The organism is Postechiella marina, from assembly GCF_039538365.1.
In the GTDB taxonomy this organism is placed as follows: domain Bacteria; phylum Bacteroidota; class Bacteroidia; order Flavobacteriales; family Flavobacteriaceae; genus Postechiella; species Postechiella marina.
In genome coordinates this window covers 319,620-332,449 of the sequence record NZ_BAABCA010000004.1, presented here as the reverse complement: position 1 = coordinate 332,449, position 12,830 = coordinate 319,620, and the positions used below count along the sequence as shown (strand labels likewise).

General features: G+C 31.5%; 13 protein-coding genes. 2 read left to right on the top strand and 11 right to left on the bottom strand.

Features of this window, described 5'->3' with window-relative positions; genetic code table 11:
* Positions 1 to 32: 32 nt before the first annotated feature.
* From msrA to ABD715_RS10755, 3 genes are all read right to left on the bottom strand, one after another.
* Positions 33 to 692, bottom strand: a complete 660-nt coding sequence (msrA, locus tag ABD715_RS10765; RefSeq protein WP_344788227.1) for a peptide-methionine (S)-S-oxide reductase MsrA — start codon at positions 690 to 692, stop codon at positions 33 to 35.
* A gap of 139 nt (positions 693 to 831) precedes the next feature.
* On the bottom strand, positions 832 to 1,611 hold the full coding sequence (locus ABD715_RS10760; RefSeq protein WP_344788225.1) for a zinc ribbon domain-containing protein: 780 nt from the start codon (positions 1,609 to 1,611) through the stop codon (positions 832 to 834).
* 3 nt (positions 1,612 to 1,614) lie between these two features.
* Positions 1,615 to 2,709 (bottom strand): Nif3-like dinuclear metal center hexameric protein, encoded by a 1,095-nt coding sequence (locus ABD715_RS10755; protein WP_344788224.1) that lies wholly within the window; start codon positions 2,707 to 2,709, stop codon positions 1,615 to 1,617.
* A 53-nt stretch (positions 2,710 to 2,762) separates the two neighbouring features.
* On the opposite strand from ABD715_RS10755, the gene lpxK reads away from it, so the two are divergent.
* Positions 2,763 to 3,770: a tetraacyldisaccharide 4'-kinase gene (gene lpxK / locus ABD715_RS10750; protein WP_344788223.1), complete on the top strand. Its 1,008-nt coding sequence runs from the start codon at positions 2,763 to 2,765 to the stop codon at positions 3,768 to 3,770.
* Here the strand turns inward: lpxK and ABD715_RS10745 are convergent.
* The 7 genes from ABD715_RS10745 to ABD715_RS10715 all read right to left on the bottom strand — a co-directional run bounded on the left by ABD715_RS10745 (position 3,762) and on the right by ABD715_RS10715 (position 11,049).
* Complete coding sequence (locus ABD715_RS10745) at positions 3,762 to 5,948, bottom strand: ATP-binding response regulator (protein ID WP_344788222.1); 2,187 nt, start codon at positions 5,946 to 5,948, stop codon at positions 3,762 to 3,764. The two genes, lpxK and ABD715_RS10745, sit on opposite strands and share 9 nt — an antisense overlap.
* 83 nt (positions 5,949 to 6,031) lie before the next feature.
* Positions 6,032 to 7,048: a type I glyceraldehyde-3-phosphate dehydrogenase gene (gene gap, locus ABD715_RS10740; protein WP_344788221.1), complete on the bottom strand. Its 1,017-nt coding sequence runs from the start codon at positions 7,046 to 7,048 to the stop codon at positions 6,032 to 6,034.
* Positions 7,049 to 7,052: 4 nt separating this feature from the next.
* On the bottom strand, positions 7,053 to 7,931 hold the full coding sequence (lipA, locus tag ABD715_RS10735; protein ID WP_344788427.1) for a lipoyl synthase: 879 nt from the start codon (positions 7,929 to 7,931) through the stop codon (positions 7,053 to 7,055).
* 48 nt (positions 7,932 to 7,979) lie between these two features.
* Positions 7,980 to 9,191 carry an Nramp family divalent metal transporter gene (locus ABD715_RS10730; RefSeq protein ID WP_344788220.1) on the bottom strand — a complete coding sequence of 404 codons (1,212 nt, stop codon included), beginning with the start codon at positions 9,189 to 9,191 and terminating at the stop codon, positions 7,980 to 7,982.
* Positions 9,188 to 9,736 (bottom strand): RNA polymerase sigma factor, encoded by a 549-nt coding sequence (locus ABD715_RS10725; RefSeq protein WP_344788219.1) that lies wholly within the window; start codon positions 9,734 to 9,736, stop codon positions 9,188 to 9,190. Before ABD715_RS10725 ends, ABD715_RS10730 begins: the two co-directional genes overlap by 4 nt.
* Positions 9,727 to 10,839 carry a glycosyltransferase gene (locus ABD715_RS10720; RefSeq protein WP_344788218.1) on the bottom strand — a complete coding sequence of 371 codons (1,113 nt, stop codon included), beginning with the start codon at positions 10,837 to 10,839 and terminating at the stop codon, positions 9,727 to 9,729. Before ABD715_RS10720 ends, ABD715_RS10725 begins: the two co-directional genes overlap by 10 nt.
* Positions 10,840 to 10,845: 6 nt before the next feature.
* Positions 10,846 to 11,049 (bottom strand): membrane or secreted protein, encoded by a 204-nt coding sequence (locus ABD715_RS10715; RefSeq protein ID WP_344788217.1) that lies wholly within the window; start codon positions 11,047 to 11,049, stop codon positions 10,846 to 10,848.
* 233 nt (positions 11,050 to 11,282) lie between these two features.
* Between ABD715_RS10715 and aqpZ the strand changes: the two genes are divergently transcribed.
* Complete coding sequence (gene aqpZ, locus ABD715_RS10710; protein ID WP_344788216.1) at positions 11,283 to 11,969, top strand: aquaporin Z; 687 nt, start codon at positions 11,283 to 11,285, stop codon at positions 11,967 to 11,969.
* A gap of 68 nt (positions 11,970 to 12,037) precedes the next feature.
* Here the strand turns inward: aqpZ and ABD715_RS10705 are convergent, their stop codons facing one another.
* Positions 12,038 to 12,826: an anti-sigma factor domain-containing protein gene (locus tag ABD715_RS10705; RefSeq protein ID WP_344788215.1), complete on the bottom strand. Its 789-nt coding sequence runs from the start codon at positions 12,824 to 12,826 to the stop codon at positions 12,038 to 12,040.
* Positions 12,827 to 12,830 lie beyond the last annotated feature (4 nt).

Sequence of the window (12,830 nt, the reverse complement as noted above, 5' to 3'; positions counted from 1 at the left end):
ACCGAGCTTTCTTAATAAATAAAAAAATCTTTTTAATGTTTTTCGCTTTTTAAAAGCTCAGGAAATTTTGCTTGAAATTTACGTAACCTTGGCACAGATACATTTTTAATATAGCTTTGGTTAGGGTGCAAGCGTTCGTAGTTTTGGTGGTAATCTTCGGCTTTCCAGAATTTTTGAAAAGGATAAACTTCTGCAGCAATTTTAGCATTTAATGCTTTTGCTAAAGCAGCTTTTTTTTCTAGTATAATTTGTTTTTGTTCTTCATTTTGATAAAATATAATAGAACGGTATTGCGATCCATGATCTGGTCCCTGCCCGTTAACTTGTGTTGGGTTTTGCGATCCAAAATAAACGTCTACTAATTGAGAAAAGCTAATTATATTAGGGTTGTAAATAATTTCTACAGCTTCTGCATGGCCTGTTTTACCTGTGTTACTAGCAGGATAGTCTGGGTTTTTAGTAAAACCACCAGAGTAACCACTTATAGCCTCGTCTACGCCTTTAACGCTTTCGTAAACTGCTTCTACACACCAAAAGCAACCGCTAGCAAAGTAAGCTCTTGCTTTTCCGTTTTTAATGGGTACAGTAACTGGGTCTGCATTTATAACAGCTTGTTGTTTGGTGTTAACTTGCGCTGTATTTTGGCAGCTAAATAAAAGAGTGAAAATAATAAGGGCTATTGTGTGTTTCATAAAATATATTTTCTTTAATAGACGTATAAAAATACAAAACCTTAAATATATGGTGCCATAATTTAGTAATACTTATAGAATTGGGCATAAAAAAAAGCCTTCAGAAATTTGAAGGCTTTTTAAATATTTTTAAAATGGATTAAAGTTTAGAAAACATTTTTTCCATTTTTACTTTTTGTTCTTCTGCTAATTCAGCATCAACCAAAATACGTCCACTATGCTCATCAGTAATAATTTTTTTACGAGAAGCAATTTCTACTTGTATTTGTGGTGGTATTGTAAAGAAAGAACCTCCTGAAGCACCTCTTTCTATGGCAACAACAGCTAAACCGTTTTTTACATTTTTACGAATTCTATCGTAGGCTGTAACTAAACGCGCTTCTATTTGTGTTTTATAATCCTCAGATTTTGCAATTAAAGCTTCCTCTTCTTTTTGCGTTTCTGCTAAGATATCGTTAAGCTCTCCTTTTTTGTGCTTTAAGTGTGTATCGCGTTGCTTAATACGTTCTTTAGTTTGAGCAATAACTTCTTTCTTTTGTTCTATTTGAACTTTAAATTCTTTAATATGCTTTTCAGCTAGTTCAATTTCTAATTCTTGAAATTCAACTTCTTTAGTTAACGAGTTAAATTCTCTGTTATTTCTAACATTTTTTTGTTGCTCGCTATATTTTTTAATTAAAGATTTAGATTCTTCAATTTGATTCTTTTTAGAAACGATATCATTATCGATAACTTCTAAATTAGAGATTAATTTATCTAATCTTATATTTAGTCCAGCAACTTCATCTTCTAAATCTCTTACCTCTAAAGGAAGTTCTCCACGAACATTTCTTATTTCGTCTATACGAGAATCGATTAATTGTAAATCGTACAACGCTCTTAAGCGCTCTTCTACAGTTACTTCTTTCTTTTTTGCCATACTTTAAAAATACTTAACAGGATTGGTATTTGTCTTTGATAAAACGATTGCAAAATTACTAATTTTTTTTGTAAGATAAGCTACTAAAAGATTTTTTGTGTACTGCTCGCTTTCATAATGCCCTATATCTGCTAAAATAATGCGGTTTTCGGCAGTAAAAAAATCATGGTATTTTAAATCTGAAGTTATAAACACATCTGCTTCAGCTTGTTTGGCTGCCTGAATAGCAAAGCTTCCAGAACCTCCTAAAACTGCTATTCTTTTAATTGGTTTGTTAATTAGTGCCGAATGCCTAATTAATTTGGTATTCATTTTTGCTTTTAAATACTTTAAAAAAGCTTCTGGTTGCATAGGTTCTGTTAATTCTGCAACCATACCCATACCAATATTTTGGTTTTTATTTTCTATCGATGTTATTTCGTAAGCAACTTCTTCGTAAGAGTGCGTTTTAAAAAGAGCTTTTAAAATATTGGATTCTGCGTGTTTTGCATAGGTAATTGTAATTTTTGTTTCTTCTTCAAAATGAACTTGTCCTTTTTTACCTTTTGTGGGCTTAGCGTTTTCGTTTGCCTTAAAAGTACCTATGCCATTAGCATTAAAGCTGCAAGCGTCATAATTACCTAAACTTCCGCCACCTGCTCTAAACAATGCATTTCTTAATTGTTCTGCTTCATCTTTTGGTACGTAGGTTGTAAGCTTTTTTATGCTGTGACTTTGCGGTATTAATATGCGTTTGTTTATTAGCTCTAACTGGTTGCAAATCATATCGTTTACGCCTTGCAGTGCATTGTCTAGAGCAGTATGCATGCTATAAATTGCGATATCGTTTTTAATGGCTTTCATTACAACACGCTCTACATACGATTTTCCCGTTAGTTTCTTTAAACCTTTAAAAATAATAGGGTGGAAGCTTACTATAAGATTACAGTTTTTGGCAATAGCTTCGTCTACAACGGTTTCTAAGGTGTCTAGAGTTATCAAAACGCCAGTAATTTTATTGTTTTTGTCGCCTACTAAAAGACCAACGTTATCAAAATCTTCGGCATAAGCTAAAGGAGCAAGTTCTTCTAATTGGTTTATGACGTCTTGAACTATCATATTATTTATTCGTATTGGTTTAAAACAAATATAAATATTATATTTTCGTTGCTGTGAAGCTAATTAGAAAAATATTATTACCAATTGTACCTGTTTATTATGTTGTAACCTGGTTGCGCAATTACTTGTACGATCTGGGATTAAAAAAGTCGACATCGTACAAGATTCCTATTGTTTGTGTTGGTAATTTAAGTACTGGTGGTACGGGTAAAACACCTATGATTGAATATCTAGTTAGGTTGTTAAAAGACAACCATAGTTTAGCTACTTTAAGTCGAGGTTATAAAAGAAAATCCAAAGGTTTTCAATTAGGAACTAATAAAGCTGATGCTAATAGTTTGGGAGATGAGCCTTATCAATTCTACACAAAATTTAAAGATGAGGTCTTAGTTGCTGTTGATGCCGATAGAAATAATGGTATTAAACGTTTATTGGCATTAAAGAATGCGCCAAACGTAATTTTATTAGATGATGCATTTCAGCATAGAAAAGTACAAGCAGGATTTAATATTATGTTAAGTACCTATTCTAATTTGTTTATAGATGATATGGTTTTGCCTACTGGTAATTTGCGCGAGCCAAAATGTGGTGCAAAACGAGCCAATATTATCGTTGTTACTAAGTGTCCTTTTGATTTGTCTGGAGGACAAAAGGCCGAAATTATTTCTAAAATAAAACCGGCTAGCCACCAAAACGTTTTCTTTAGTTCTATTTTGTATTCAGATGTTGTTTTTAATAATAAAACGAGTTTAAATCTAAAAGATTTACCTCAATTTACATTAATTACTGGTATAGCTAACGCTAAGCCTTTAGTAGATTTTTTAGATGAAAAAGATTTAAAATTCGATCATATAGACTTTGATGATCATTATAATTTTACAACTGATGATCTTAGAGTATTTGAAGAAAAGGAATTGCTTATTACAACAGAAAAAGATTTTATGAGGTTAAAACAACATGAATCTTTAAAGGATAAACTCTATTTCTTGCCTATTAAAAGTACTGTAGATAATGCCTCTAAATTTGATGCTCTAATTAAAGATTTTATTAATTTAAACTAGTTCTTGTTCAGACTTGTTATTAGAAATTAAGGCATTAAAAAGTTTCTTTTCGAATTCTTCTTGCTTAAACGGTTTAGGTATTATATCTGTAAAACCAGCCTCGTCAAACTCATGCATTTTATCTTCAATGGTTACAGCAGTTAAGGCAAAAATGGTTAGTTCTTTATCAAATGCTCTTACACGTTTTGTGGCTTCCATACCGCTTATTCCAGGCATGTGTATGTCCATTAAGATAATGTCGTAATTGTTCTCTTTAATGCGTTCTACAGCGTCTTCACCATTATCTACAACTTCGCAATATAGCTTCATTTTTGTTAAAATCTTTTTGGTAATCATTTGGTTTATCTTATTATCTTCAACAACCAAAATTTTAACCTTTGTAAGATCTAAATCATCTATACTGCCTTCTAAAAGTTTCTTTTTCTTTTTCTTAACCTCTTCTTTTTTAACATATTCTAGAGGAATTTCAAAAAAGAATGTAGTGCCTTGTCCTAGTTTACTTTTTAAATAAATTTTACCTTTTAAAATGTCTATTAAGCCTTTTACTATAGAGAGACCTAAACCGGTTCCTCCATATTTACGGTTAATTTGTATGGAGCCTTGGGAGAAGCTCTCAAACATATGCTCTTGTTTTTCTTTTGTAATACCTATGCCATTATCTTCAACTTCAAAGCGTAAGTTATACATGTTGTTTTCTTCGGCTATTTTGTAGACACGAATCCAAATATCGCCATCTTTTGTAAACTTAATAGAGTTACCTATTAAATTAATAAGAATTTGAGAAATCTTTAGTTGATCTGCTACAAAATTTTCTGGTAAATTTTTATCGTATTCAAAATGAACTTTTACATTATTATCTAAAGCCGAATTGTTTAGAGCTAAAACTATGTTGTTTATTTTCTTTCTTAAATTAAAAGGTTCTGGCTCTATATCTACTTTATTAGCTTCAATTTTATTTATTTGAAGTATATCGTTAATAAAGGTAAGTAGATAATCTCCAGAGAATTTTAAAGATTTTAAGTGTTGTACTTGTTCTGGTTTAGGGTTTTCGTCCAAAAGCATATTACTTAAACCAGTAACAGCGTAAAGTGGTGTTCTAAGCTCGTGCGTTACGGTAGATAAGAAATTTGCCTTTGTTTTAGATGCGAGTTCTGCTTTTTCTTTTGCTATAATAAGTTCTCCATTTTTTTTATGAAGCATATTATTTGTTTTAAGCCTAATATTATTGTTTTTGTATAAAGAGAGTGTTAAAAGAGATAATATAGTTATTAACGCAACACTTAAAATAGAGATAAGTGTACTTAAAGAATTTTTACCTTTTTCTTCGTCTAATTCTTTTTCTGTTTCTTTTAATTTTTCTGATTGATCACTCATTAAAACTTCACTTCTTTTTTCGGCAGATAAATTGGCTTGTTTTACTGCTCTTAAAGAGTCTGATAGCTTAATGTGTTTTATTAAATAATCGTTAGATAATTTATAGTTTTTTATGTTTTGATTTATGGTACTTAAGGTTAAGTAACCTTGGTCTATTATATTAACATAATTATTAGTCGAAGCGATTTGCAAACCTTCTTGAGCTAAAGCTAGTGCTTTTGCATTGTCTCCCAGTTTAGCGTATACTTTACCGTGCGTTATTAAAGCTTTACTTAATGTTTTAGTGTAGTTTTCTTTTTTAGATAGGGCAATAGCTTGCTCTATAAGCGATCTTGCTTTAGCATAATCTTCTAAACTCATATTTGTATTACCTTCGCAAAATAATACTTCGGCAAGTTCTTTATCTAAGCCTTCTTCTTCAAATTTAGATTTTGCAGCAGTGTATGAGTCTAAGGCTTGGTAATAATCTTTCTTACTTGTGTATATATCTCCAAAAACCTTGTAAGATTTTCCTAGATTTAAATTGTCGTTAATTTCGTTTTGAACTTTAACAGCTTTGGTTAGAGACTGTATAGCTTTGTCCTGCTCTTCATTTATTAATTGTAGTTTTCCTTTTAAGGTATATATTAAGGCTGCGCTTTTTTTGTTTTTGCCATTTATAGCTAAATCTAGGGCTTCGTCAAGTTTGTTTTGAGCTTGATAATAGCTATAATTATCAATGTCTTTTTCAGCTTGAGAGATACGATGGTTAATATTATTCTGCAATATTTCAGGGTCTTCAGAGATGGAATTCTGAGCGGACATTTCGAAACAAATCAGTAATAATATAACAGATATGTAGTGAGTTATATGAGACATCTTATTATTAATATTACACGCAAATATAATTATTTACTCGATAAAATACTATTTTTTACCGATAAATTACATAATAAATCGATTATTCTTGTAGAATAGCCTGTTTCGTTATCGTACCAACCTATTATTTTTACCATATTTCCTATTACTGACGTCATTTGAGCGTCAAAAATACAAGAATGGGTATTTCCTACAATATCGATAGACACAATAGGGTCTTCTGTGTACTCTAAAATACCTTTATATTCGTTTTTCGAAGCGTTTTTAAAGGCACTATTTATATCTTCTATACTAACTGTTTTTTTTACGTTGAAGGTAATATCTGTTAAAGATCCATTTATTACGGGTACTCTAATACCACAACCTCCAATAACATCAGCTAAATCAGGAAAAATTTTTGTCAAGGCTTTTGCAGCTCCTGTTGTAGTTGGTACTATAGATTGGCTGGCTGCTCGTGCACGCCTTAAATCTCGATGTGGCTGATCGTGCAAACTTTGATCTGTAGTGTAAGAGTGTACAGTTGTAATATATGCTTGGTTAATACCACAAAGGTTATTAACAATATTAATCATGGGAGCAGCATTGTTTGTGGTACACGATGCGTTAGATATAATACGCTCAGAACCATCTATACTATCATCATTAACACCTAATACAATGGTTTTTATATCGTCCTCGATCGCAGGAACGCTTAAAATTACTTGTTTTGCCCCATTGTTTATGTGGTGCTGTAAATCGGGTTTGTTTTTAAATTTACCTGTAGACTCTATAACAAAGTCTACACTAAAAGGTGTCCAATCTATGGATTTTGGATGATTGCTATTTAGCAATTTTACCTTTCTATTGTTTACAATAATATGGTTTCCGTTATAGGTTACATTACCTTTAAATAGGCCATGAACACTATCGTATTTAAGTAAATGACTTAGGGTTTTAGCATCAGCTAAATCGTTTATAGCTACAACTTGAATGTTTTGATGGTCTTGAAGTAGTCTAAAAACACGTCTTCCTATTCTTCCAAAACCATTTATGGCAACGTTAATCATATAGCTAGTTAATATGTTTTTGTGCCTTGTAAGACGAACGAACTAATGCACTACTTTCTACATGGCGAAAACCTAATTCTAATCCAATGTCTTCATATTCTTTAAATTGGTCTGGAGTAATAAATTGTTTTACGGGTAAATGCTTTTTACTAGGTTGTAAATATTGCCCTATGGTAACTACATCTACTTGGTTGGCTTTTAAATCGTGTAGCGTTTCTATAACTTCTTCTCTAGTTTCGCCCAACCCTAACATAATTCCAGATTTTGTTCTGCGTTGTCCTTGTTGTTTTAAATAGTTTAATACACCCATGCTACGGTCGTATTTTGCTTGTATTCTTACTTCGCGAGTTAAACGCCTAACAGTTTCTATGTTATGAGAAACTACCTCTGGAGCTACATCTATAATTCTATCTATATGTTGCTCTATACCTTGAAAGTCTGGAATAAGCGTTTCTAAAGTTGTATTAGGGTTCATTCTTCGCACAGCCTTTACAGTTTCGCTCCACATAATACTTCCCATATCTTTTAAGTCGTCTCGATCTACACTTGTTAAAACTGCATGTTTTATTTGCATTATTTTTATAGATCGCGCCACTTTTTCTGGCTCATCCCAATCTACAGTTTCAGGTCTACCGGTTTTTACACCGCAAAATCCGCAAGAGCGGGTACAAACGTTTCCTAAAATCATAAATGTTGCAGTGCCTTCTCCCCAGCATTCTCCCATGTTTGGGCAACTACCAGAAGTGCAAATGGTATTTAGTTTATATTTATCGACTAAACCTCTAAGCTCTGTGTATTTTTTTCCTGTAGGAAGCTTAACTCTTAACCATTTTGGTTTGGCTTGTCTTTCGGGTAATATATTTGATTTTGTATCAGCATTCATATCTCTAAGTAAAGACACAAAGATACGAAGTATTCTATTAAAAATATCTTATAAGGTGGTTAGAAACCAAAGGCTAAAACCAATTAGAAATATAATGCCTAATATGCTTAAAATATGCATTTTGATTGATGGATGCCAAGCTTTAGGTGTATGCGAGCTAGAAATTAATATATAATTTATTATAGCATAAAATGGCGCAGTAATAAACGATAAAATAGTGGCTATTTCTATTAGCAGCCCCATTTCTGATGCAAAAAACATAAAAATACTTATTGTGCCAATGGCTAGTATGGCAATCCAAAATTTGTAATTTAAATTTAGCTTTTTAAATAGTAAAGATGTCGTTTTAGCCATAACTCTAGGCGAAGCATCAAGTGTTGTTAATGTGGTACTAAACATAGTAGTAAATGCAGCAATGCCAATAATTATATAGGCCCAACTCCCTAAGCTAGATGTGTACATTGTTATAAGTTGCGATGCAAATTTACCTGCCGAGTTACTAAATGTTTCTCCGCTGTTAAACATAATAAGTGTGCCTAAAAGTAAAAACCCAATGCCTAATCCTGTGGTGCTTAAATAGCCAATATTAAAATCGAAAAGAGCAGATTTTGGAGTAAATTTTTGTAAGTCTTTTTTCTTTTCGATGGCCCAAATTGAGTGCCATACAGATACATCTAATGGTGCAGGCATCCAGCCCATAAACGCTATTAAAAAAGTGATTTCTATAGTTTTTTTTGGTAGTATTTGTGCTATAGAAATAGGTGTGTTTGTGCTAGATAATGCTATGGTTAAAGCTAAAATAGTGCTAATTGTTAAGGTGATAATAATCACTTTCATCAATTTATCTAGTAGTTTGTATTTGCCAAAAATTAATAGACTTATGCATATGGCAAGAATTATAATAGTCCAAACTTTAATACTTAAAAAATTTCCAAATAGGGTAGATGCTAAACCTGCAGTTACTATGGTTACAGCGGTTTGAATTGTAAACATTACAGCTATATTTAGTATAAAATAGGTAGCTAAAATGCCCTTGCCTAGTTTTTTATAGCCTTCTAATAGACTTTCTCCTGTTGCAGCAGCATATTTTGGACCATATTGAAAAAAGGGATATTTAAATAGGTTTACAACTAAAAGTGCCCAGAGAAAACCTAAACCAAAATCTGCACCAGCTCTGGTAGATTGTACTAAATGCGATACTCCAATAGCTGCACCTGCAAATAATAAGCCTGGTCCTAGATTTTTTAATTTAGAAATCAATTTGTTTTATTAATAATTTCGGCAAGTAACTTTTTGGCTCGTAAAAGTTTAACTTTTACATTATTTATAGGGGCTTTTAATTCTAGAGATATTTCTTTATAGCTTAATTCCTGAAAATATCTTAAGTTGATGACTTCTTGATAATGAGGTTTTAATTTTTTTATATCTCGAAGCAGTTTTGCTAAATGTTGTTCTGTAATTAATTTGTCTTCGGCTGAAGGCGATTCGTCTAAAATTTGATATACAGATTTATCATCATTTGTAACAATTTGAGAAATAGAGTTTTTCGACTTTCTTAATAAATCAATATGAATATTTTTAGAAATAGTAATTAACCATGTTTTAAACTTGTAATTTTCATCAAAAGTTTCAATTCTATCAAAAGCTCTAGAAAATGTTCTTATAGTTATATCTTCAGCATCATTTTCGTTCTTAATACGTTTTAATTGATATCCATAAACATCGTCCCAAAATAAATCTAACAAAAAGTTAAATGCTTTTTGGTCATTTTGTTTGGCTCTTAAAATCGCTTCTTTTATTTCCAATGATTAGGTTTTGAAATAAGATTGTTTATAAAGATAGCTAATTGAAAAGTAATTAAAAAGATTTCTAAAAAGGGAATAAAAATTATTAAATCACTTTCATTTAATTTTTTTGCAGAGATACCATAAATAGTATACTGTAGGATAAGTTTTAGAATAAAAAGCGCTAAAATAATTTGCCAGTTAAAGTTTAATGTTAATAATATTATGGCTAAAACCCAAAATAAAACATTGGTTGCATAAATTATAGATAATAAAAACTTGTGTAATTTTTTGTAGTGTTTTGCTGTAGATATATGTCTGCGCTTTTGTTTAACCCAAGCTCTAAATGTTTTTTTTGGTGTAGATATAGTTATGCTGTTTTTAGAAAAACTAAGGGCAGTATTTTTTGGGGTTGCTGCTTCGTTTATAAATAAATCGTCATCGCCCGATTTTATTTTCATGTGTCCCATAAAACCTTTGGCTTTAAAAAACTGCTCTTTGGTGTAGGCTAAATTTCGCCCTACTCCCATATATGGTATGCCAGATTTTGCAAACGAAAAGTATTGAATGGCTGTAACTAAAGTTTCGTACCTAATAAGTTTGTTTAAAAATGAGTTTTTTACTCTTGAATATCCGCCATAACCTAAAACTATGGTTTTGTCTGCGTTAAATTGCGAGCACATTTCAGAAATCCAACTTCTAGAAACAGGCTTGCAATCGGCATCTGTAAATAATAAGTAATCGTTTGTTGATGCTTTTATACCAAGTGTTAAAGCATATTTTTTATTACCCCAAAAGGCTTCATTACTTTTAACGTCTACTATTTTTATATTAGTATGTTTTTTTTGAAAATCTTCCATAACCTCGAGTGTGTCATCATAAGAAGAATCGTTTATTAAAACAACTTCAAAATTTGGATACGCTTGAGATAGAATTGAAGGTAAAAACGTTTTTAAGTTTTTAGCTTCATTTTTAGCACAAATAATTACAGAAACAGGAAGCGCTTTGGCTACTTGTTTTTTAGGTTTTATAAATGCAAATTTACTAAATAGAAAAAGGAGACATATAACTTGAATAAAAACTACAGCTATAAAGGCGTAGCATGCAAAATCAAGAAGGGTCATAAATTTTTACGAATGTTGAGGTTCGCTACAATCTGCATATTGCTCTGGAGTTTTACCACAAAAACCACAAGATTCTCCACTTTTGTTTAGCATAGGGTTTTGGCTAGCACAGGTTCCTGCAAATTTGCCATCTTTTTTTGCCCAAATTTTTATTGCTATACCTGCAATTCCTAATGCTAGTAATGCTATGGTTATTAAAAGAAGTTTCATTTGTATTTTAAGTTATTTGGTTTTAACATTAGACGGTTTTCAACTTAAATAATTACATTAATACTTGCTTTTATTTAAATTATCGCCTCTACATAAATAATTATTGCAAAGATATAATTTTAGTATTAAAGGAGATATATTGAAGTCTTAAATTGTGACTAAAATATATTTTAGTGTCCTAAAGGTAATTGTTTACTACACTAAATATATATAACTATTAAAGTTAATTAATCATGAAAAAATTATTTGCAGAGTTTTTTGGAACATTTTGGCTTGTATTTGGAGGCTGTGGAAGTGCTGTGTTTGCAGCAGGTTTTCCAGAATTGGGTATAGGTTTTGTTGGCGTTTCTTTAGCTTTTGGTTTAACCGTACTAACTATGGCTTATGCTGTAGGACATATTTCTGGAGGACATTTTAACCCTGCAGTTTCTTTAGGCTTGTGGGCTGGAGGTAAGTTTGAAGCTAAGGATTTGCTAGGTTACATTATTGCGCAAGTAGTTGGAGCTATTGTTGCTGCAGGTTTTTTGTATTTAATAATATCTAACAAAGCAGATTTTGTTTCTATTGGAGGTTTTGCTGCTAATGGGTATGGAGAGTTATCGCCAGGAGGCTACTCTATGGTAGCTGCTTTAATTGCAGAATTTTTACTAACAGCGTTTTTTTTATTAATAATTTTAGGTAGCACAAACTCTAGAGCTCCAAAGGGGTTTGCGCCAATAGCTATTGGTTTGGGTTTAACATTAATTCATTTAATAAGTATACCTATTACTAACACATCTGTTAATCCTGCACGCTCTACAAGTCAGGCTTTATTTGCTGGAGGAGCGTTTACAGCGCAATTGTGGTTGTTTTGGGTTGCGCCTATAGCAGGAGCTATTGTTGCGGGTTTTATACATAAAGCGTTGTTTGATAAAGAATAGAAAATATTTTATATAACAAAGCCTCATTTTACATGTAAAATGAGGCTTTGTCTTTTTATGTTGCTTTTTTATTGCAAATTAATTTCTGCAACTGTATTTTCTATAGAGGCATTTGTGTTTCCGCCTTTAGGTTCTATAGTAATATTTAAACCTAAAGCATCTTCTGTATAAGGTATGGTTTTAAGTTGTCTATCTGCTTCACTTAAAATACCTAAACTTACCATTTTGCCTTGTAACTCTGCCCATATTTGGTAGCATTGCTCTTCTGGTAATTGTGGTAAAGAAACAACATCAATCATAGAGGTTTTTTCTTTTGGGTTAATATATGCTACCGTTTTTAAATCTTTTGCACGCTCGTTACCCTTTATAATGTACTTTTCTGTTTCAGGGTTGTTAAGCTTCAAAAGTTGACGCATAACATTATCTAGCATTTGATTGTTTTTTTCAATATCGCTTCGTAAATCAAAAAGTTCGTCAACCACAACTTGGTTTTCGTTTGTTAATTTTTGATTTTGATTATAAAACAAATAAGATGTTCCTGCAAATAAAAAGGCAACTACACTTGCAGCTATGGCAAGCTTATGCCAAGATTTATATTTAATATTGTTGTTTAAATTAACAACAGGTTTCTCATCTAGTTCGCTTAACACAGCATCTAAAATATTTTTAGGTGCTTCAATAGCATTGCTTTTAGCTACAACTTCCAAATTAAATTGTAATGTTGTGTAAGCATTCTGTACTTCTGGATATTTTGAAATATAAGCTTCTACTTTTTCTGTTTCCACAGGGGTAGTATCTCCTATTAGATATTTTTCTAGTAGGCCAGAATTTAAAAAAAATGTAATTTTTTCATTCATGACT